General features: G+C 72.2%; 18 protein-coding genes. 10 read left to right on the forward strand and 8 right to left on the reverse strand.

From position 1 onward, the window contains the following. Window positions 1-25 precede the first annotated feature (25 nt). Genes FB558_RS41325 through FB558_RS41360 form a run of 8 tightly spaced genes read left to right on the forward strand, consistent with a single transcriptional unit; the run spans window position 26 to window position 7,076 of the window. Window positions 26-1,177 (forward strand): ABC transporter substrate-binding protein, encoded by a 1,152-nt coding sequence (locus FB558_RS41325; protein WP_170231802.1) that lies wholly within the window; start codon window positions 26-28, stop codon window positions 1,175-1,177. 34 nt (window positions 1,178-1,211) lie between these two features. Then, window positions 1,212-2,108, forward strand: a complete 897-nt coding sequence (locus FB558_RS41330; protein ID WP_142064799.1) for a branched-chain amino acid ABC transporter permease — start codon at window positions 1,212-1,214, stop codon at window positions 2,106-2,108. Beyond that, on the forward strand, window positions 2,105-2,980 hold the full coding sequence (locus FB558_RS44200; protein WP_142064802.1) for a branched-chain amino acid ABC transporter permease: 876 nt from the start codon (window positions 2,105-2,107) through the stop codon (window positions 2,978-2,980). The genes FB558_RS41330 and FB558_RS44200 overlap by 4 nt, the downstream gene beginning before the upstream one ends. Beyond that, window positions 2,977-3,786: an ABC transporter ATP-binding protein gene (locus FB558_RS41340; RefSeq protein ID WP_211367218.1), complete on the forward strand. Its 810-nt coding sequence runs from the start codon at window positions 2,977-2,979 to the stop codon at window positions 3,784-3,786. The genes FB558_RS44200 and FB558_RS41340 overlap by 4 nt, the downstream gene beginning before the upstream one ends. Then, the gene (locus tag FB558_RS41345; protein ID WP_211367219.1) at window positions 3,731-4,441 is read left to right on the forward strand and encodes an ABC transporter ATP-binding protein; all 711 of its coding nucleotides are present in this window, start codon (window positions 3,731-3,733) and stop codon (window positions 4,439-4,441) included. The genes FB558_RS41340 and FB558_RS41345 overlap by 56 nt, the downstream gene beginning before the upstream one ends. Before the next feature lie 38 nt (window positions 4,442-4,479). After that, the gene (locus FB558_RS41350; RefSeq protein WP_142064808.1) at window positions 4,480-5,448 is read left to right on the forward strand and encodes a zinc-binding dehydrogenase; all 969 of its coding nucleotides are present in this window, start codon (window positions 4,480-4,482) and stop codon (window positions 5,446-5,448) included. Continuing rightward, window positions 5,445-6,416 carry an LLM class flavin-dependent oxidoreductase gene (locus FB558_RS41355; protein ID WP_170231803.1) on the forward strand — a complete coding sequence of 324 codons (972 nt, stop codon included), beginning with the start codon at window positions 5,445-5,447 and terminating at the stop codon, window positions 6,414-6,416. Before FB558_RS41350 ends, FB558_RS41355 begins: the two co-directional genes overlap by 4 nt. Before the next feature lie 9 nt (window positions 6,417-6,425). After that, window positions 6,426-7,076: a TetR/AcrR family transcriptional regulator gene (locus FB558_RS41360; protein WP_142064816.1), complete on the forward strand. Its 651-nt coding sequence runs from the start codon at window positions 6,426-6,428 to the stop codon at window positions 7,074-7,076. On the opposite strand, the gene FB558_RS41365 is transcribed toward FB558_RS41360, so the two are convergent. From FB558_RS41365 to FB558_RS41400, 8 genes are all read right to left on the reverse strand, one after another. After that, window positions 7,051-8,694, reverse strand: coding sequence for an AMP-binding protein (locus FB558_RS41365; protein WP_142064819.1), 1,644 nt, complete (start codon window positions 8,692-8,694; stop codon window positions 7,051-7,053). The genes FB558_RS41360 and FB558_RS41365 overlap by 26 nt on opposite strands. Window positions 8,695-8,724: 30 nt before the next feature. Continuing rightward, window positions 8,725-9,843, reverse strand: a complete 1,119-nt coding sequence (locus tag FB558_RS41370) for an NDMA-dependent alcohol dehydrogenase (RefSeq protein ID WP_142064822.1) — start codon at window positions 9,841-9,843, stop codon at window positions 8,725-8,727. Further along, entirely contained in the window at window positions 9,840-11,477 is a 1,638-nt protein-coding gene (locus FB558_RS41375) for a flavin-containing monooxygenase (RefSeq protein ID WP_142064825.1), read from the reverse strand. Before FB558_RS41375 ends, FB558_RS41370 begins: the two co-directional genes overlap by 4 nt. A 4-nt stretch (window positions 11,478-11,481) precedes the next feature. Next, window positions 11,482-12,432 (reverse strand): alpha/beta hydrolase, encoded by a 951-nt coding sequence (locus FB558_RS41380; RefSeq protein ID WP_142064828.1) that lies wholly within the window; start codon window positions 12,430-12,432, stop codon window positions 11,482-11,484. Window positions 12,433-12,567: 135 nt separating this feature from the next. Next, window positions 12,568-14,949, reverse strand: coding sequence for an acetyl-CoA acetyltransferase (locus FB558_RS41385; protein WP_142064831.1), 2,382 nt, complete (start codon window positions 14,947-14,949; stop codon window positions 12,568-12,570). Window positions 14,950-14,973: 24 nt separating this feature from the next. Further along, the gene (locus tag FB558_RS41390; protein ID WP_246107141.1) at window positions 14,974-16,101 is read right to left on the reverse strand and encodes a nitronate monooxygenase; all 1,128 of its coding nucleotides are present in this window, start codon (window positions 16,099-16,101) and stop codon (window positions 14,974-14,976) included. Next, complete coding sequence (locus tag FB558_RS41395) at window positions 16,098-18,230, reverse strand: acetate--CoA ligase family protein (protein ID WP_142064833.1); 2,133 nt, start codon at window positions 18,228-18,230, stop codon at window positions 16,098-16,100. Before FB558_RS41395 ends, FB558_RS41390 begins: the two co-directional genes overlap by 4 nt. Window positions 18,231-18,285: 55 nt before the next feature. Next, window positions 18,286-18,597, reverse strand: a complete 312-nt coding sequence (locus tag FB558_RS41400) for an EthD family reductase (protein ID WP_142064836.1) — start codon at window positions 18,595-18,597, stop codon at window positions 18,286-18,288. Window positions 18,598-18,765: 168 nt separating this feature from the next. On the opposite strand from FB558_RS41400, the gene FB558_RS41405 reads away from it, so the two are divergent. Both FB558_RS41405 and FB558_RS41410 read left to right on the forward strand, forming a co-directional pair. Next, on the forward strand, window positions 18,766-19,416 hold the full coding sequence (locus FB558_RS41405) for a TetR/AcrR family transcriptional regulator (protein ID WP_170231804.1): 651 nt from the start codon (window positions 18,766-18,768) through the stop codon (window positions 19,414-19,416). A 16-nt stretch (window positions 19,417-19,432) separates the two neighbouring features. Beyond that, window positions 19,433-20,215 (forward strand): SDR family NAD(P)-dependent oxidoreductase, encoded by a 783-nt coding sequence (locus FB558_RS41410; RefSeq protein ID WP_142064842.1) that lies wholly within the window; start codon window positions 19,433-19,435, stop codon window positions 20,213-20,215. Window positions 20,216-20,256 lie beyond the last annotated feature (41 nt).

Here is a 20,256-nt window from a genome sequence, read left to right on the forward strand (position 1 = left end):
GGTTGCCCGTGTCAGGAGGCCCGTTGTGGGGAAGCCGGGGAGCACCGTCGCTCTCGCCTCGCTCGTCGCGCTCGCCCTCGCCGGCTGTGGTGGGGGCTCGTCCACCGGTGCGGCGGAGGAGGCGGGCGGGAGGCCCACCGCCGTCACCGCGACCATGCTCGCCGACCTGACCGGCGGGGCCGCGTTCTGCGGCGTGGCCGCTCGTACCGGCGCCGAGACCGCGGTCAAGAAGATCAACGAGGAACGAATGCTCGGGGAGACCACCCTCGAGCTCGCCGTCGAGGACACCGCCACCGATCCTCGCCAGGCCGCCTCGCTGATGAGCCGGGTCGCCGGCGGCGACTCGCAGGCCGTGCTGTTCGGCTGCGCCAGCCAGGTCGCACAGGCGATCGCGCCGGTCGCCCAGGACGAGGGTGTTCCGCTCGTGGCGATGCAGTCCGGCTCCGACGGCGTGCTCGACGCCGGCGAGTACCTCTTCCGGTCTACCGCGCCGCAGGCCAGCTACCAGGACGTCGTCGTGGATCGGCTCGTCGAGCAGGGCGTGCGGTCCGCGGCGGTCGTCTACCAGGCGGAGAATCCCACGCTGGTCGAGCTCGCCGAGGACACCTACCCGGGCCTGTTCGCATCGGCGGGGATCTCGATCGTGGCGAGCGAGAAGTTCCAGGGCACCGGGTTCGACTTCGCCGCGCTGACCTCGAGCGTCGCCGGCCGCTCGCCCGACGTCGTGGTCATGCTGGGCCAGGGCACCCCGAACGTCACGGTCATCACCCAGCTCCGGCAGGCCGGCTTCACGGGCCCGGTGGTCGGGTCCGCGAGCTTCTCCGCCGATGTGCTCGCGCCGCTCGGTGGGCAGGCGAACGGCGCTCTGTGGGCCTCGGACTTCAACGTCGCCGGCAGCGCGCCGTCCACCCAGGAGTTCGTCTCCTACTTCCGCAGCGTCAACGGGTCCGATCCGTCGCAGTTCGCCGCGCAGGCGTGGGACGCGGTCATGCTGCTGGCCGCGGGGATCGAGGCGGCCGAGACCCTCGACCGCGAGGGGGTGCGCGCCGGGCTGGAGACGGCCGCGGCCCGTGGGTTCGACGGGGCCGTCGGCCCGGTCACGTTCGAGGACCGGGACGCGCGTGTGGGCGGGGTGCTCGTGACCTGGCAGGACGGTCGCGAGCAGCTCGTCGGCTGAGACGCGCCGCCCGACCGGCGCCGAGGAGGATGCGATGCTCGCCCAACTGACCAACGCCGTCGTGCTGGGAAGTCTCTACCTGCTCTTCGCCCTGGGGCTCACGCTGTGCTGGGGCGTGCTCGACGTGCTCAACCTCGCCCACGGGTCGATCTTCATGTTCGGCGCCTTCGGGGTGTACCTGGTGATCCGCGAGTCCGGTGTGGTGCTACCGCTCGTGCTGCTGACGGTGCTCGCGTCGGCGATCGGCGCTGCGCTGTCGGTGCTGTTGCAGGTGCTCGTGTTCCGCCCGCTGCGCCGACGCGCGGAGGCGGGCGGGACAGGGGAGCTGGGTGTGTTGATCGCCAGCATCGGCGCCGGGCTGATCCCGGTGGCCGTGGCGATGAACCTCGCCGACGCCGAGGTGGTGAACCTGCCGGGTGAGGTCGCGCAGAGCACGGTGCACGAGCTCGGGCCGATCCGGATCACGAGCCTGCAGGTGGCGATCGTCGTCCTCGCGGTGGGTCTGACCGCTGCCCTGGCCGTGTGGATCGCGCGGACCCGGACCGGACGGGCCCTGCGCACCATCGCCCACCAACCGCACACCGCCGAACTACTCGGAATCCCGGTCGCGCGGCTCTCCGCGGTGACGATGGCGATCAGCGGCGCTCTGGCAGGCGGCAGCGGACTGCTGCTCGCCGCCAACGCGAATGCGATCGACCCGCACATGGGCGACGGCCTGCTGCTCAAGGCGTTCGCCGTCATCGTGCTCGGCGGTGTCGGCAGCATCCTCGGCGCAGCGGTCGGCGCGTTCGTCCTGGCGTTCACGGAGACGTTCGCCGTCGCCTACATCTCCGGGGAGGCCCGCGACATCCTCGCGTTCGGCCTCATCCTGGCGGTGCTCGTGCTGCGGCCCCAGGGGCTGGTCCGGCGCGCGTCGGGGCAGCGGGCATGATCGAGTGGTTCGCGTCGAACGAGACGCTCCTGCTGACCGCCCTCGCCTACCACATCGTCGGCCTGAGCTTCCAGGTCGTGCTGCGCAGCGGGGTCTTCTCGCTCGCCGCCGCGGGTTTCTGGGGTATCGGGGCCTACACGAGCGCGCTGCTGTCCGAGCCACTCGGCTGGGCCGTCGCGGTGGTCGTCGCCCTCGCCCTCGCCGGGGCGCTGGCCCTCGGGCTCGCCGCGGTCGTCGCCCGGCTGCGCGGGCTCTACCTGGGCATGGCGACGATCGCGTTCGACCTGCTCGTGGTCTCCCTCGCCTACGGCTGGGACTCGCTGACCGGCGGCGCGCTCGGGCTGTTCGGGATCCCTCGTTCGGCAACCCTGCTCTCGGTCGGTGGGCTCGCCGTGGTGGCGACGTTCGTGGTGGCGATGCTGCAGTCCCGGGCCGGCGGGCGCTTCGTCGACGCCCTCCGAACGGACGAGACCCTCGCCCGTTCACTCGGGATCGAGACCGGCCGTCTGCGGGCCGCGACGATCGTGCTCAGCGGTGTGCTCGGCGCGCTCGCCGGCGCTGTCACCCCATTGATCTTCGGCGTGCTGGGGCCGGAGGAGAGCGGGTTCCCGCTGGTCGTCCTCGGGTTGACGATCGTCGTGATCGGTGGGTCGGGCTCATGGGTCGGTCCGGCGATCGGGGCTCTGGTGGTCACCGCGCTGCCCGAGGTGCTGCGCGGCGTCGACGAGTGGCGCGACGTCGTCTACGGCGCGCTGATCGTCCTGATGGTGATCTTCGCGCCGTCGGGGTTGCTCGGCCTCGCACGGTCGGCACGGCAGGGGCTGCGGCGCCGGCTGGTGCGAGCGCCGGCCGCGGAAGGAGCGGGCAGGTGAACGACGCGCTCGTGTGCGAGGACGTCAAGGTGCACTTCGGCGGGGTGAAGGCCGTCGACGGCGTCTCCATCACCGTCGCCCCGGGGAGCCTGTGCGGGCTCGTCGGCCCGAACGGCTCCGGCAAGACCACCCTGCTCAACGCGGTGACGGGGCTCGTCCCGCTGACCGCGGGGCGGATCACGGCGCACGGCGAGGCCGTGGCCGGGCGCACGGTGCCGCAGATCGCGCGACGTGGGGTGCGGCGGACGTTCCAGGCGATCCGTCTGCTGTCCACGCTGTCCGTAGTCGAGAACGTGGCGCTCGGCGCCGACGACGGCCGCCGGTTGCTCGACGGTCTGCTGCGACCCGGGCGGTCGGCGCGCGCCGACCGCGTGTCCCGGGAGCTGGCCCGCGACGCCCTGGAGCGGGTCGGGCTGTCCGGCGTGGGGGACCGGCTGCCCGGGGAGCTCCCCTACGGCCACCAGCGCCGCGTCGAGATCGCCCGAGCGCTGGCGGCCCGGCCGCGCCTGCTGCTGCTCGACGAGCCCGTGGCCGGGATGTCGGTGGAGGAGCGGCGGGAGATCGCCGACCTGTTGCTCGAGCTGAAGGCCGAGGGCCTCACCCAGCTCCTCGTCGAGCACGACCTGGAGTTGGTCACGCGGATCACCGACCACCTGGTGGTCGTGGACTTCGGGCGGGTGATCGCCGACGGGAACCCCGACGAGACGGTGCGCAACGAGGACGTACGGGAGGCATACCTTGGCCGGCGACATGATGCTGCGGGTCCGCGGTCTCACGGTGCGGTACGGGCGGCTGACAGCGGTTGACGGGATCGACCTCGACGTCGCCGCCGGCCGCATCCACGTCGTGCTCGGCGCCAACGGCGCGGGCAAGAGCTCCGCGCTGCGCGGGGTCTGCGGCAGGGTGCGCCCGGCCGCCGGGACCGTCGAGCTCGGCGGGCGCGACCTGACCGGCAGGCCGGCGTGGCGGGCGGCACGGGCCGGGCTGGTGCTGGTGCCGGAGGGGCGCGAGATCGTCGCCCCGCTGACGGTCGAGGAGAACCTGCTGGTCGGCGCGTACGCGAACCGGTCGGCGGGCCATCGGCGCCGCACACTGGACGAGGTCTACACGATGTTTCCGGTGCTGGCGCAGCGGCGTGGCTCGCCGGGCGGCCTGCTGTCCGGCGGCGAGCAGCAGATGCTCGCCTTCGGCCGCGCGCTCATGGCCGACCCGGCGGCGGTACTGCTCGACGAGCCCTCGATGGGGCTGGCGCCGGTGATGGTCGAACGGGTCCTCGGGGCCGTGCGGGGAATCGCCGACCGGGGCATCGCGGTGTTGATGGTGGAGCAGAACGCGACCGCGCTCGGGCTCGCCGACGAGGCCTCGGTGATGGAGCGCGGCAAGCTCGTGCTCGGCGGGCCCGCGGCGGACGTCGTGGACGACCCCCGGGTCACGCAGGCGTTCCTGGGGGTGGCCTCGTGAACGGCATCTCGACCAGCAGACGACACGAAAGGTCATCCATGCGCGCCGCAGTCGCCACGAGGATCTCCGCCGACGACCCCGTCGCGGGGGTCGAGATCGTCGACGTTCCCGAGCCCGAGGCCGGTCCGGGTCAGGCTCTGGTGACGGTCGAGGCCGTCTCGCTCAACCACCACGACCTGTGGACCCTGCGCGGGGTCGGAGTCAGCGAGGAACGCCTGCCCGTGGTGCTGGGCTCGGATGTCGCGGGCGTCACCGCGGACGGGCGCGAGGTCGTCGTGCATTCCCTCGTGGCCGATCCGGAACGGGGTGGCGGCGACGAGCTCCTCGACCCGCGCCGCGGGATGCTCGCGGACGCGTTGCAGGGCGGGCTCGCGACCACGGTCGCCGTGCCGGCCCGCAACCTGGTCGACAAGCCGGCCTCGCTGTCGTTCGAGGAGGCCGCCTGCATGCCCACCGCCTGGCTGACCGCGTACCGGATGCTGTTCGTCCGTGGCGCAGCCCGCCCCGGGCAGACCGTCCTGGTCCAGGGTGCGGGCGGCGGGGTCGCCACCGCGGCGGTCACGCTGGCGACCGCGGCCGGCCTTCGGGTCTGGGTCACCGGACGCAGCCCCGAGAAGCGGGAGAAGGTCCGGGCCCTCGGCGCGGACGCGGTCTTCGAGACGGGTGCGCGGCTGCCCGAGCGGGTGGACGTCGTGATCGACACCGTTGGCCACGCGACGTGGGAGCATTCGCTGCGCTCCGTGCGTCCGGGCGGGACGGTCGTCGTCGCGGGTGCCACGGCCGGCGCGGTGGTGAAGACCGACCTGTTCCGGCTGTTCCTGCAGCAGATCACGGTGTGCGGCTCAGCGATGGGGCGGCGCGAGGAGCTCGTCGACCTGCTGGCGCTGTGCGACGCCCGCGGGGTCCGCCCGCACATCGACTCCGTGCACGCGTTGGAGGACGCCGCAGGGGCATTCGAGCGGCTCGCCTCGGGGCACGCGTTCGGCAAGGTGGTCGTCACGCCGTGAACCTCCCGCGCATCGGGCTCTACCTCGACCTGCGCAACCCCGACGCGGCCCGGTCGACGACGGACGTCTACCGCCGATCGCTCGATCGGGTCGAGTACGGCGAGCGGCACGGGCTCGGGGCGGTGTGGACCACGGAGCACCACGCCGCGCCGGACGGTTACCTGCCCGCGCCGCTGACCGCCCTCGCCGCGGTGGCTGCCCGGACGTCGCGGGTGCGGCTGGGGACCGCGGTGGCGCTGGCACCGCTGCGGCATCCGCTCGCGCTCGCCGAGGAGGCCGCGGTCGTGGACGTGCTCAGCGGGGGTCGGCTCGAGCTCGGACTGGGTGCGGGCTGGAGGCGGTCGGAGTTCGACGCGTTCGGCGCCGACTTCGACGCGCGGTACCGGACCACCGAACGGGTACTGCGTGAGCTCCCGGAGATCTGGGCGAGCGGTCGGGCGAGCCCACGCCCGGTGCAGGATCCGGTCCCGCTCTGGTTGGGCGCCCGCGGTCCGATCGGGGCGCGCCGCGCGGGGCGCCTCGGGATCGGGCTGCTGTGGCTCGACCGGGACCTGTGGGAACCGTACGCGGACGGGCTCGCCGAGGGTGGTCACCACGTCGCCGCGGCGCGCATGGGCGGGCTGGTCAACGTATTCCTCGCCGACGACCCGGACCGCGCTCGCGCACTCGTCGCCCCGCACGCCAGGAAAGCCCGCGGCGCGACCTACCGGGGCGGGCGGGCACCCGGCCGGCCGTCCTCGCTGCCACCGCTGCGGTTCCGCACCCCGGAGGACGCCGCCGCCGACGTGGCCGAGCGGATCCGCGGCCTGCCGGTCACCGACGTCTTCTGCTTCGACCGGATCGGCGGGGCGCCGGAGGAACTGTGCGACCGCCACGTCGAACTGCTCTGCGGGGCGTTCCGGACCGCGCTCACCCATCCGCCACCTCGACGGCGGGATCCGCGACCGGGCGATCAGACCCACTGTTAGGTTGGGCGGGTGGTGAACAGGCGGCGGGCTCCCCGCACCGACACCGCGCCTCCGTTCCGGGCGGACGACGGGCGCTGGCAGGAGCTGCTGGAGATCGCCGCGCGCATCTTCGCCCGCAAGGGGTACCGATCCACCACTCTGCAGGACATCGCCGACGAGTTCGGTGTGCTGAAAGGTAGCCTCTACCACTACATCCGCAGCAAGGACGATCTCCTGTTCGAGGTCGTCCGCTCCGTCTTCAGCACGGGGCTGGACAATCTCCGAAGGCTTGCCGGGTCCGAGCACGACCCCGTGGAGCGGCTGCGTGCGGTGATTCGCGGTCACGTCCTCTACCTGATCGACAACCTGGTCGAGACCACGGTGCTGCTGCACGAGTTCGACCAGCTCTCCGACGAGCGGCGGGCGGAGATACCGATCCGTGAGTACCAGACGATCATCGCCGGCCTGATCGCGGACGCGAAGGCCGACGGGCTGGTGAAACCGGACGTGGATCCGCAGCTCGCCGCGCTCGCGGTGCTCGGTGCGGCCAACTGGGTCTACCGGTGGTTCCGGCCCGGCGGCGGCCGCATGCCGGAGGAGATCGCGAACCAGTACGCCGACATGCTGGTGGACGGGATGCTGGTCCGCGGTGAGCTCAGGCCGGCCTCGGGGCTTCGGTGATCCCGAGGGCCGCCAGCTCCTGCGCGATGCGTTCCCGCAAGACGAACTTCTGGATCTTCGTCCCGGACATCGGCCACTCGGTCACGAACCGCACGTAGCGCGGCACCTTGTACGACGCGATCGACCCGCGACAGAAATCGACGACGTCGGCCTCGGTCAGGGTGGCGGCGGGTGCCAGCTGGATGAAGGCGGCGGGTACCTCCTGATAGCGCGCGTCGGGTGCGCCGACGATCTGCACGATGTCCACGGCGGGATGACCGGCGAGGAAGTCCTCCACCTCGACCGCCGCGACGTTCTCGCCGCCCACCTTCAACATGTCCTTGATGCGGCCCCCGTAGACGAGGTTGCCGCCGTCGGCGAGCATGGCGCGGTCGCCGGTGTGGAACCAACCGTCCTCGTCGATCGCCGCGGCGGTCTGCTCGGGATCCTTGTAGTAGCCGTCGAACATCGAGTATCCGCGGAAGCAGAGCTCGCCCATCGTCGCGTCGGGAAGCTCCTCGCGCGACTCGGGGTCGACGATCTTGACCTCCATTCCCTCCACGGGACGACCCAGCGTGTGCATCCGGATCTCGTAGGGATCGTCGGGAAGCGTCAGGGTCAGGTTCGTCGCGCATTCGGTGGAGCCGTAGGAGGACACCTGCCGCGCGCGCGGCATTCTCGACTCGAAGTGGGCCAGCCGTTCCGGCGTCGCGATGTTCTGGATCAGGCGGACCGCGCTGAGGTCCGTCGACGCGAAGTCCGGGTGGTTGAGAACGGCCAGCCAGACGGTCTCGAACGCCGGGTACAGCACGGTGCAGCGCTCGTCCTGGATCGTCCTCAGGGCCTCGGCCGGTTCGAAGAAGCCGGGATGGCAGTACTTCGCTCCGACGGAGAAACAGCCCAGCATGGGGACGATCCCGCCGCAGTGGAACAGGGGCAGCGGATCCCAGAAGCCGTCGTCGGCGGCCAGGAAGAACCGCGTGCGCGCCACGTTCTCGGCTTGCCTGGTCACGGCTTCGTGGGTGAGGAGACAGCCCTTCGGCCGCGCCGTCGTCCCCGAGGTGTACATGAGCAGCGCAGTATCGCGGACCCGCACACGCCGCTGGAGCGTCTTGACCTCCGCGCGGGTCACCGACGCGGCCGCGGCGTCGAACTCCGCGCGACCGAGCGAGCCGGGCGAGCGTCCCGAGAAGTCGACGACGGCACGCAGGGCCGGTGCCTCCGGCAGGGCGAGCCGGCCGGGTTCGGAGTCGGCGAGTGCGGGGAACACCGCGCCGACCAGTGCGGCGTAGTCCACGCCGTGGGGGTCCGACGCGATCAGCAGTAGCGCGATGTCGGCGTGGCTGATGACGTGCGCCAGCTCGTGGGCCTTGAAGCGGCCGTTGATCGGGACGGCGATCGCACCCAGCTTCGCGGACCCGATGAGCGCGGCGACGTAGTCGGGCGTGTTCGGCATGAGGATGCCGACCTTGTCGCCGCGCCCGATCCCGAGGCCGCGCAGCCCTGCAGCGAAGCGGTCGGTCTCGATCGCCAGCTCGGGATACGTGAAGCGGGCACCAGGCATCACGAGAGCGACCCCGCCCGTCTCTGCTGCCCGCTCGTCGACGAGGTCGCCGACCGTTGTCACCCGGATGGTCACGGCCGGGTCTCCCTCCTTCGGGGTCCGTTCTCAGTCGTACATGATCACGCCGCGGAGGTTGAGCCCTTTCTGCATGTCCGCGAACGCCTGGTTGATGTCCTCGAGCCGGTAGGTGCGGGTGATCAGCCCGTCGAGCTCGAGCCGGCCGGTGCGGTACAGCTCGCACAGCAGCGGGATGTCGTTGCGCGAGTTCGTGGAGCCGTAGAGGGTGCCCTGCAGCCGCTTGCCGGACATGGCGAAGGTGAACAGGTCGATCTGCACGTCGCGCTGGAGGACCGGCGCCGCCGAGGTCATCACGATCACGCCACCCCGACGGGTCATGGCCTGGGCGGGTTCGAGCAGGTCGCCGTGCATGACCCCGACGGTCAGGATGACGCGGTCGGCGCCCTGGCCGTTGGTCATCTGCTGGACGAGCTCGGCGGCTTGGTCGTAGTTCGAGACGGAGTGCGTGGCACCGAACTCCCGGGCCTTCTGCTGTTTGAAGGGCACCGGGTCGATGGCGATGATGTTCTTGGCCCCCTTGTGCCTGGCGCCCTGCACCGCGTTGATCCCGACCCCGCCGATACCCACGACCACCACGGTGTCGCCGAGCTGCATGTCCGCGCCGTACACCGAGGAGCCCCATCCGGTGGGGACGCCGCAGCCGATGAGCGCGGCCTTGTCCAGCGGGATGTCCTCGTCGATCTTCACGACGGCGTCGACCGGGGCGCAGACATAAGGCGCGAAGGTGCCGAGGAAGGACATGCAGCCGACGCCCTTGTCGCGGGCGTGGACGCGGTGGGTGCCGTCCGGTGCCACCCCGGCGAGCACGCCGGCGCCCAGCTCGCACATGTTCGAGCGGCCGGAGACGCACATCCGGCACTTCCCGCAGGAGGGCAGGAAGGACAGCACGACGTGATCGCCGACCTCGAGGTCGTGCACCTCCGGCCCGACCTCGGTGACCACCCCGGCGCCCTCGTGGCCGCCGAGGACGGGCGCCCAGGGCAGCGGGATGACCCCGTCGTCGAGGTGCTGGTCGGAGTGGCAGATGCCGGAGGCGGCGAGCTTCACCATCACCTCGCGGCGCTCCGGCGGGTCGATCTCGATCTCCTCGACGCTCCAGCCGGAGTTGGTGCCAGGTTCCCAGAGCAGGGCTCCCGTCGTCTTCATGCCGACTCCTTCGTCGCTTCCCGTTCAGGCCGGATCAGCTGGAATCCCTCGTACCCGTTGGCCGCGATCCGGTCGCAGCGTTCCCGGTAGCTCCCGACGCCGCCGATGTAGGCCATGAAGACCCGCGGCTTGCCGGGCACGTTCGCGCCCACGTACCAGGAGTCCGCGACCGGGTAGAGCGTGAAGTTGCCGACCTCCTCGACGTGCGCCAGCCACTCGTCCTCGGCCTCGACGGTGGGGTTGATGGCGGCATAGCCCCCGTCGCGCAGGTGCGCGACGGCGTCGGTGACGAAGTCGACGTGCTGCTCGATCGAGACGGCCATGTTGGACAGCACCGACGGGCTGGACGGTCCTGTGATCGTGAACAGGTTGGGGAAGCCCGCGACCGCGATACCCAGGTACGAGCGCGGGCCTTCGCTCCACCGGTCGGTGAGGGTGACCCCGCCCCGCCCGCGGATGTCGATCGCGGCCAGCGCGCCGGTCATCGCGTCGAACCCGGTGGCGAACACGATGGAGTCGAGCTCGTACACCTTGTCCGTGGTGCGGATGCCCGCCTCGGTGAACTCGATGATCGGCGTGGCACGCAGGTCGACGAGGTGGACGTTCTCCTTGTTGAACGTCGAGTAGTAGCCGGTGTCCAGGCAGGGGCGCTTGGTCCCGATCGGGTAGGTGCTCGGGCAGAGCGCCTCGGCGGTCTCCGGGTCCTCGACGATCTCCCGGATCCTCGCGCGGACGAACTCCGCCGCGGTGTCGTTGGCCGCCTTGTCGGTGATCGAGTCGGTGTAGGCGGTGAGGATCGCGACGAGCGTGCCCGTGTCCCAGGCGTTCCGGTAGGTGGCGTTGCGCTCCTCCTCGGTGACCTCCAGCGCCGACCGGGTCGCCGGCTCCACCGGCACCCCGAACCCGGAGGTGCGCTGCAGGTCCCGCCATCGCCGGTAGTCCGCCTTCATCCCGGCGATCTCCTGCTCGGTGAGCGGGCGGTTCCCCGCCGGCATCGAGAAGTTGGGGGTGCGTTGGAAGACCGTCGTGTCGGCGGCCTGTCCGGCGATGATCGGGATGGACTGGATGCCGGAGCTCCCGGTGCCGATCACGCCGACCCGACGGCCGGTGAAGTCGACGCCCTCGTGCGGCCAGTCGGCGGTGCGGTAGATCGTCCCCTGGAAGCGGTCGATCGCCGGGACCTCCGGGTCCTTCGGCACCGACAGGCAGCCGGTCGCCATCACGACGTACCGGGAGGTGACCGTCTCACCGCGATCGGTGGTGACGGTCCAGCGCGTGGTCTCGTCGTCCCAGATCGCGCTGATGACCGACGTGTCGAAGGTGATGTCCTTGCGCAGGTCGAACCGGTCGGCGACGTGCTCGAGGTACCGCAGGATCTCCGGCTGGGTCGCGTACTTCTCGGTCCAGGTCCACTCCTGTTCCAGCTCGGGGGAGAAGGAGTAGGAGTAGGACATGCTCTCGACGTCGCAGCGCGCGCCGGGGTAGCGGTTCCAGTACCAGGTGCCGCCGACACCGGACGCCTTCTCGAACACGCGGCAGGTCAGGCCGAGCTCGCGGAACCGGTGCAGCTGGTAGAGCCCCGCGAACCCGGCTCCGACGATCACGGCGTCGACGGTGCTTTCCGATCCGGTCATGTGATTACCTCCCGAGAGGAGCAGCGGCCCCGGACAGGTGCTTGTCGATCTGCTCGGTGACGTAGGCCAGGCCGGCGGCGGCGCCGGGCAGCACGTTGACGAAGGTGAAGAAGCCGTGCATCTGGCCCGCGAAGCGACGGTGCACCACCGGGACGCCCGCGGCACGGAGCTTCTCGGCGTACGCCTCGCCCTCGTCGCGCAACACGTCGTGCTCCGCGGTGAGCACGACGGCCGGCGGCTGGCCGGAGAGGTCGTCGGCCTGCAACGGCGAGGCGTCCGGGTCGGCGCGGGACGCCGTGTCCGGCGCGTAGTGGTCCCAGAACCAGATCATCGACTCGCGGGTGAGCATGAGCTGGTTCGCCGGGTCGCGGTAGCTGGTGTTGTCCACGTCCGCGTCGGTGACCGGGTAGACGAGCACCTGCAACGAGATCGTCGGGCCGCCCTCGCGCTGTGCGCGCTGGGCCACGATCGCGGCGAGGTTCCCGCCGGCGCTGTCGCCGGCCACGATCAGTGGCACCGGTGAGCCTGCGATGCGCTCGGTCCGGCCGTCGACCCACTGCAGCGCGGCCCACGCGTCCTGGGCGGCGGCGGGGTAGCGGTGCTCGGGGGCGAGCCGGTAGTCGACCAGTGCCACGGCGGCGCCCGTCGCGTCGACCATCGTGCGGGCCAGGGTGTCGGTCTCGTCGATCGAGCCGATCACCCAGCCGCCGCCGTGGTAGTAGACGATCACGCCGCGCGGGGTGCCCCGAGGGGTGAAGATCCGTACGGGGATGTCGCCGTGCGGGCTGGGGGCGACGTCGTCGCGCACGGAGCCGACGTCCGGACCGGGGCCGTACATGTCGCGGAGCATCCCGCCGAGAGCGCGGGCTTCCGCGGGGGTCATCTCGTGGATCGGCTTCGTGCCGGACTCGGCCATCTGACCGAGGAACTGCGCGGTTGCGTCATCGAGTGCCATGTCCACCTCAGCGTCGAGTTGGGGCAGGGGGTCCGGGAACCGGTTCGTCCCCGCGGGGCCTTCTCCGTATACTGCCGATCGTTTGGTTGGTACAGCATCGTCTGATCGGGTGCGATCGGTGGTGCGCCCCGCACGTCAGCGGTTGTGCCAGCGCGGGTGCCGCTTCTCCGCGAACGCGGCGACACCCTCCGCCACGTCGGCGCTGACCAGCAGGTCGTCCAGGGCGGGCGACGGGTGCGCGGCCGCCTCGACCGTGTCCGGGATCCCGTCGGTCTCGGCCATGATCTGCAGGGATGTCCGCACGGAGGTCGGCGACGACGCGAGGATCTCCGCGGCCAGCTCACGGGCCCCGGCCAGTGCGGTTCCCGCGGGCACCACCCGGCTGACCATGCCGTGGGCGAGGGCCTCCTGTGCGGTGAGCCGCCGGCCGGTGAGGATCATCTCGGTGGCGAGCGCACGGGGCAGGGCGCGGGGCAGCCGGGCCAGGCCGCCCTCACCCGCGACGAGCCCCACCCTGACCTCGGACAGCGCGAACCGGGCCGTCTCGTCGGCGACGATCAGGTGGCAGGCCAGCGCGATCTCGCAGCCGCCGCCCATCGCGAACCCGTTGGCCGCGGCGATCACCGGCTTGGTCATGGCGGGCCTGCGGGTGAGGCCGGCGAACCCGTTCTTGGGGACCCACATCGGCTTGCCCGCGGCGGTCCAGATGAGGTCGTTGCCCGCGGAGAAGGCCTTGTCCCCGCTCCCGGTGATGATCGCGACCCACAGCTCGGGGTCGGCGAAGTAGGCATCGAAGACCTCGTCCAGCTCCTCGTTGGCCGGCGGGTGCAGGCTGTTGCGCGACTCCGGCCGGTTGATCGTCACCTCGAGCAGGTGCCCGTCGCGGCGGACGAGGACGTGCTCGTAGCCGGTCGGCCCGGTCCGGAACGCGGCGGGGCGCGGGGGGCGCAGTGCGTCCATGCGGTCGCGGCTGGTCGCGACCCGGTTGCCGGTGCCGAACGAGCGGGCGTACACCCCGGTGCCGGCCGGGTCGCCGGTGGCGAGCAGGTCGAGCAACTCGTCGTCGCCCTCGACGACCTGGGCGAGGAACCGCCGGTCGTCGGCGTCGAGGCGGCCCACCACGATGCCCGTGCGGGCGCCGCCGCGGCCGTAGGACACCGTCCAGGTCTCGATCGTCGCCCCACCGTCGGCGTGCACGGCGGGCTCCGGTGCGGGCCACGCGTCGATCTCGGCCTGCAGCCGGTCACTCGCGTCGGTCCGCCACGGCGTGGGGGTGCTGGAGTAGATCCCCACCGAGTACTTGGACAGGATCCCGCCGTTCGCCCCGACGACCCCGTAGGTCCCTGGCCGGTCGCGCATGTGCTGCACGGTCTCGGCGATGGCGTGCATGGAGTAGTTGTTCCCGGCCCCGCCGAAGAACGGCAGCCCGCCGACGAGGGTCAGGCCCCGCGGGTCGTCGGGGGTGAGTCCCAGCCCGTCGGCCACCGCGGACACGGCGATCGGGAAGCACGAGTACAGGTCGAACGTGGCGAGGTCGGCGAGGCCGATCCCGGCGACCTCCAGCGCGTGCGTCGTGGCCAGCACGGCCGCGGGGTAGGTCGACAGGTCGGCGCGCTCCAGGAGGTTCCGCTCGCGCACGTCGGCGTGCCCGTGCAGGAACACCCGCTGTTCCGGTGGCACCCCGAGCCGATCGGCCACGGCGACCGAGGTCAGCACGACGGCGGCCCCCTGGTTGACCTGGTCGCGCGCGACCAGGTAGCGCGGGTACGGGTCGGCGATCATCCGGTTTCGTTCGGTCACGGTCACGAGCTCGACCGCGTCCCGCGCGATCGGTGCCGCGGCATGCGGGTGGCCGGCCGCGACCCGGGTGAACGGGGCGAACAGTTCCCCCATCCCGCGCGCGTACTCCTCACGGGACTGTTGGAGCCGCGCCCGGCGGGCGTTCTCCAGCAGCGCGTACTGGACCGGCGCACCGATCAGGCCGTGCGTCGTCTGCTGCCGGGTGATCAGGCCGCGCAGGCCGTAGCCGCGGTCCTCCAGGTCGCCGTCGACGTGCTCGGTGAAGTCGGGCCGGTCCGGGGCATCGGCCAGGTGCCGGGCGGTGGAGATCGCCTCGGAGCCGAACAGGAGCGCCGCTTCGCAGCCCCCTGCCGCGATCGTCCCGGCGAGCTCGGTGACCAGGTGCTGGGGCCCCTGCCCACCTGCGACCTCCAGGATCGCCCTGCCCGGCCAGGCGCCGACCCGCTGCGCCACCGAGCGCGGGTAGTTGTCGGACCGGCCCAGCGGCGCGCGCGCACCCGGCGTCGAGATCTCGAACTGCCGGATCCCGGCCACCGTGTCGATCGCTGCGGCGACCGCGGCCGGGTCGGCGCCGGTGTCGGTGAGTGCGGCCCGCGCGGCGTCCGCGGCGAGCTCGACGGGCGAGAGCCCCCGGTAGTCCGGGTCGTCCACCCGTTCCGAGGCCTGCCCCACGCCGATGAGGACGGGAGTGCGGGGATCCAGCACAGCGGACGTCATCGGAGAGGCTCCCAATCTGTTGTTCTAGTGCCGCAGGCCTGCGAGGACCTCGATCTGCTTCTCGCAGTCGGCGACGAGCGATCGCGCGATCTCCCCGGCGGGCCGCAACTCCGTGAACCCACCCACGACCTGGCCGATGAAGAAGGACTCCAGCTCGGCCGCCTTGGCATGGCCCGCGGATGCGGCGGCGTCGATGCGGTCCCACGCCTCGCCGACGAGCAGGGGCTGCAGCGGCATCGGCAGGGGCTCCGGGCTGCCCGCACGCTCCCACTCGTCGTGCCAGCTGCTGCGCAGCTGCCGCGCCGGCTTGCCGGTACGGGTCGTCGAGCGCAGCGTGTCCGAACTGGTCGCCGCGAGGAACTTGCGCTTCACGACCTCGGGGGTGATGTCCTCGTGGCTGGACAGCCACACCGAGCCGCACCACACCCCGGCCGCCCCGAGCGCCAGCGCAGCGGCCATCTGCCGGCCGGTGGCGATCCCGCCCGCAGCGAGGACCGGAACGTCGCCCGCGAGGTCGACGATCTCCGGGGTGAGCACCGTGCTGGCGATCGTCCCGGTGTGCCCGCCCGCTTCGGTGCCCTGCGCCACCAGGACATCGACACCGGTGTCGAGCTGGCGGCGCGCGTGCTCCGGCTTGCCGACGAGGGAGGCCACCACGACACCCGCCGACCGTGCGCGTGCGACGACCTCCGGCGGCGGGACGCCCAGCGCGTTGGCGAACAGGGCGATGCGATGGGAGAACACGACGTCGAGCAACGGGGCCACGCGGCTGGGGTCGAGGTTGGCCGCGAACTCGCTCATCACCCGGCCCTCGGCGCTCGCCTCCTCGGGGATGTCGTAGCGGCGCAGCAGGCCCGCGATGAACTCGCGGTGCTGGTCGGGGATCTGCGCCCGCAGGCTCGCGAGGAGATCGGACGGGTCGCCCGCCGTGGTGTTGCCCGGCACGAGCAGGTCCACGCCGTACGGGCTGCCCTGCACCTGCTCCTCGATCCAGGTGAGCTGCGCGTCGAGCTCGGCCGGGCTGTACGCGCTGACCGCCAGGACGCCCAACCCGCCCGCCTTGCTGACCTCCGCGACGACGGCGGGCGAGCGGTTGAACCCGACCAGGGGAGCGTCGATCCCGAGCAGGTCGGTGAGTGCGGTGCGGATCATGCGGTCCTCCAGGTGACGACGGCGTCGAGGGCCTCGATCGTCGGCCCGTCCACGCGGAGCGGGTTGACCTCGAGCGATTCGAGGTCGTCGCCGAGCGCGGCGGCGAGGTCCCCGATCCGCGCGACGACGGCAGCGAGCGCCTCGAGATCGGCGGGCGTGGCGCCCCGCACCCCGCGCAGCACCGCGGCACCGGGCAGCTCGGCCAGCAGTGCCCGGGCCCGATCGGGGGTGACGGGCAGCGGCGCGAGGGCCGGGTCCCCGAGAACCTCGACGAGGATCCCGCCGAGCGCGACCGCCAGGATCGGTCCCCATTGCGGATCGCGGGCGACGCCGACGAGCAGCTCGACCCCGCCGGTGCGCATCGGTGACACCAGCACCCCCTCGATCCGGGCACCGTCGACCCGCCCGGCCGCATCGACGATCTGGGCGTAGGCCGCGCGGACCGCCTCCTCGCCCCGCACGTCCAGCCGGACACCGCCGACGTCGGACTTGTGCAGGATGTCGGGTGAAACGATCTTCAACGCGACCGGGCAACCCAGGTCGGCGGCCGCCCTCGCCGCCTCGTCCGCGGAGGTCACCACCCGGCCCGGGACGACCGGGATGCCTGCGGCGGCGAGCATGCGGCGCGCCGCGGTCTCCGACCACGCACCGGCGCGCTCGCCGGCGGGCGGCGTCGAGACCGGGCCCGAGATGGGTGCGGCGCCGGCCCCGTCCGTCGCGCGTGGCCGGGTGGCGTCCGACCACCAGCCCACGTGCCGCAGCGCGACGACCGCCTGCCGCAGCCCGGGGATCGCGTACGGGACCCCGCCCGCGTCCAGGACCGCCCGCGTACGTGCCGTGATCGGCTGGAGCACCTGGTTGACGTACACACTGGGACACGCGGCGGTGCCCATGCCGCTGCCGATCGCGTCGACGAGGGGCTGCACCACGTACGGCTGCCCGTCGTCCTGCCAGGGCAGGCTGTTGACCACCGCCACGACCCCGATCGACGGGTCTTCGGACACGGCCTGGATCGCGCGGGTGAACAGCGTCGGGTCGATCACCGCGGCCCCGGTGACGTCGAGCGGGTTCTGCACGGCGCCGTAGTCGGGCATGATCCCGGCCAGCGCCTCGCAGGTGGTCCCGGCGAGCGCGGGAAGTGGCATCCCGAGGTCGGCGGCCCGGTCGGCGACGATGTCGCAGGCCCCGCCCGAGATCGACACGACCCCGACTCCCGCACGGTCGAGCCGCCCGAGATGGGCCGCCGTGCCTGCGGTGATCAGCATGTCCTCGATGGAGTCGACCCGGATCACCCCGAGGTCACGGAAGACGGCGTCGATCGTGCGGTCGTCGCCGACGAGAGCACCGGTGTGCGCTGCCGCGGTGCGAGCGGCCAGCTCGCTGCTGCCCGCCTTCAGCACGACGACCGGCTTGCCCGCGGCTCCCGCGCGCCGGGCCGCGCGGGCGAACGCCGCGGGATCCCGGACCGTCTCCATGAAGATCGCGACGGCCCGGGTGTCCGGGTCATCGACGAGGAAGTCGAGGACGTGCCCGGCGGTGATCATGGCCTCGTTGCCGAGAGTGACCATCAGGGACAGTCCGACGCCCATCGTCGTCGCGAAGTCGACCATCGCGCCGGAGCTGGCCCCGCTCTGCGAGAGCAGGGCAACGGGTCCTGCGGCCCGCGGCAGTCCCATGATCGAGGTCACCGGCACTCCGGCGGTGAGGTTGGCGAAGCCGAGGTGGTTCGGGCCGAGCAGCACCATGCCCAGCGCGTCCGCGTGCGCGACGAGCTCGGCCTCCGCTCGCCGGCCGGCCTCACCCGCTTCGCCGTACCCCGAGGAGAGGACCACGGCGTTGAGGATCCCGGCGGCCGCGGCGTCGGCGAGCGCGTCGTGCATGCCCGCCTGCGGGACCATCAGGAACGCCACGTCGACCTGCTCGTCGATCTCGGCGCACGAGCGGACCGTCGACCGGCCGTGGGTATCGGCGCCGCGCCGGTTCACGAGCCAGGTGCGGTCGGCGAACCCGAACTCGACCAGGTTGCCGTAGGCGAGCTGGGAGAACAGCGATTTGTTCGCCGCTCCGACCAGGGCGACGCTGCGCGGCCGGAACAGCGATTCCAGCCGCTGCGGGGTGATCGCGGACATGCCGGGGCCTCCGGGTCGCTGAGAACGGTCATCGGGCGCAGCCACGACGCGGCGCTCAGACGAACGTCTCGGCCTCACCGGTCAGGATCGTGAGGCCTGCACCCGCGAAGTGGGCGATGTCGGCCTGCGCCGCCTGGCCCTCGGGGCCACTGAAGGCGGCACCGAACGCCTCGGAAGAGTCGAAGTACAGGGTGGCGACCAGGTGGTGCGGGGCCGGGCTGCCGTCCGGAGAAGGGCCCGTCCAGCACGCCGTGTACCGCGTCAGGCCCGGGAGCTTCGCGGCGAGCGGGGCGTGCGTCTCGCGGTAGTGCCGGTCGAACGCCGCGATGTCCTCGGGGTGGTTGTAGAGCACGGTGACCTGGTACACGGGTGTCCCTTCGCCGGTGATCGTCCTACTCGGTGCACGTGCTGCTCGGGTGGGTCACGGACGCGCCCTACCAATCGATTGATTGGTACAGTACCGCGGTGCGGTCGGCGTGTCTACCAAACGGTAGAGTCGCCGGATCGGCAGTGCGAGTACGAGGAGGCGGTCCGGGTGCGGCAGCCGGCTGGGCGGAGCGCGCGGCGTTCCGGCGGGGAGCGTAAGCCTCGTGAGGAGCGTTGGGCGGAGCTGATCGAGGTCGCCACGCAGGTGTTCTACGAGAAGGGGTACGACGGTGCCTCGTTGCAGGACATCGCCGATCGGCTGGGGATGCTCAAGGGCAGCTTGTACTACTACATCCAGTCCAAGGAAGAGCTGCTGTTCGATGTGATCAGCACGGTGCACCGGGACGGCCTGGCGGTGATCCGGGCTCGCGCGGAGGTCGAGGGTGATCCGTTGCAGCGGCTGGAGAACGTGATCGTGGGGCACGTGGAGCACACGTGTCGCAATCTCGTGCCGACCGCGGTGTTCCTGCACGAGCTGTCCGCGTTGCCGCCGGAGCGTCGCCAGGAGGTGCTCGGCAGCGAGCACGCCTACCAGGGGGTGTTCCGCGACCTGATCGAGCTGGCGCAGAAGGAGGGGCTCGTGCGGGCCGACCTCGATCCGCGCCTGGGCGCTCTGACCGTGCTGGGCTCGACGAACTGGGTGTACCGCTGGTTCCGGCCGGGCGGTGCGTTCACCCCGGAGAAGATCGGCGCGCAGATGGCCGAGATCGCGATCCGGGGGATCGCCACGCAGAAGGCGCTGGCCGCGCGCTACCCCTGAGAGGACGAGGACTGCGATGAGTGCACTTGCGGGCCGGACCGCCCTGGTCACCGGCGGTTCCCGCGGCGTGGGGCGGGCGATCGCGGTCCGCCTCGCCGCGGACGGCGCCGCCGTGGCGGTGAACTACCGGCGCGACGCCGACGCGGCCGAGGAGGTCGTGGCCGAGATCGAGAAGGCCGGCGGGACGGCCAGGGCGTACCGGGCGTCCGTCGACGACCCGGCGGCGGTCGCCGCGATGGTGGACGCCGTTCGCGCCGACCTCGGACCGGTCGACCTGCTCGTCAGCAACGCGGGCACGGCCAGCCGGGGCACCAGGATCGCCGACACCGGCGACGAGGAGTACCTGCGGCTGCTGCGGGTGCACACCCTCGGCCCGCTCGCGCTCGTCCGGGGGCTGTTGCCCGACCTGCGCCGGGCCGGCCGGGCCGACGTCATCGTCATCTCCAGCGCGATCGTCCCCGACGCGCCCGCGAACGGCGCGGCGTACACGATGGCGAAGGCGGCGACGGAGGCGGCGGCCCGCACGCTCGCCAAGGAGGAGCGCGGGTACGGCGTCCGGGTCAACATCGTCGCGCCCGGCCTGGTGGCGACGGACATGGGCGACCGGCTCGTCGCGGCCACCGCGGACGGCGCCACGATCGCCGACCTCGATGCCCACTACCCGTTCGGACGGGTCGCGCGGCCCGACGACGTCGCAGGTGTGGTCGCGTTCCTCGCCTCCCCCGACGCGGGCTACGTCAGCGGCCAGCGGATCCAGGTCGACGGCGGTGGGCCGGACCACGGGATCGTCGCCGGCTGATGCGGGTCCGAGCGGACGACCCGCATCGGCCGTGGCACGAG

Source organism: Pseudonocardia kunmingensis (assembly GCF_006716445.1).
Taxonomy (GTDB): domain Bacteria; phylum Actinomycetota; class Actinomycetes; order Mycobacteriales; family Pseudonocardiaceae; genus Pseudonocardia; species Pseudonocardia kunmingensis.

Bases quoted from the DNA above. Each gene is read 5' to 3' on its own strand.
- FB558_RS41330 (WP_142064799.1), top strand. From the start codon at position 1,212: ATGCTCGCCCAACTGACCAACGCCGTCGTGCTGGGAAGTCTCTACCTG.
- FB558_RS41380 (WP_142064828.1), bottom strand. From the start codon at position 12,432: ATGGCACTCGATGACGCAACCGCGCAGTTCCTCGGTCAGATGGCCGAG.
- FB558_RS41390 (WP_246107141.1), bottom strand. From the start codon at position 16,101: ATGATCCGCACCGCACTCACCGACCTGCTCGGGATCGACGCTCCCCTG.
- FB558_RS41385 (WP_142064831.1), bottom strand. From the start codon at position 14,949: ATGACGTCCGCTGTGCTGGATCCCCGCACTCCCGTCCTCATCGGCGTG.
- FB558_RS44200 (WP_142064802.1), top strand. From the start codon at position 2,105: ATGATCGAGTGGTTCGCGTCGAACGAGACGCTCCTGCTGACCGCCCTC.
- FB558_RS41350 (WP_142064808.1), top strand. From the start codon at position 4,480: ATGCGCGCCGCAGTCGCCACGAGGATCTCCGCCGACGACCCCGTCGCG.
- FB558_RS41410 (WP_142064842.1), top strand. From the start codon at position 19,433: ATGAGTGCACTTGCGGGCCGGACCGCCCTGGTCACCGGCGGTTCCCGC.
- FB558_RS41375 (WP_142064825.1), bottom strand. From the start codon at position 11,477: ATGACCGGATCGGAAAGCACCGTCGACGCCGTGATCGTCGGAGCCGGG.
- FB558_RS41345 (WP_211367219.1), top strand. From the start codon at position 3,731: ATGATGCTGCGGGTCCGCGGTCTCACGGTGCGGTACGGGCGGCTGACA.
- FB558_RS41395 (WP_142064833.1), bottom strand. From the start codon at position 18,230: ATGTCCGCGATCACCCCGCAGCGGCTGGAATCGCTGTTCCGGCCGCGC.
- FB558_RS41370 (WP_142064822.1), bottom strand. From the start codon at position 9,843: ATGAAGACGACGGGAGCCCTGCTCTGGGAACCTGGCACCAACTCCGGC.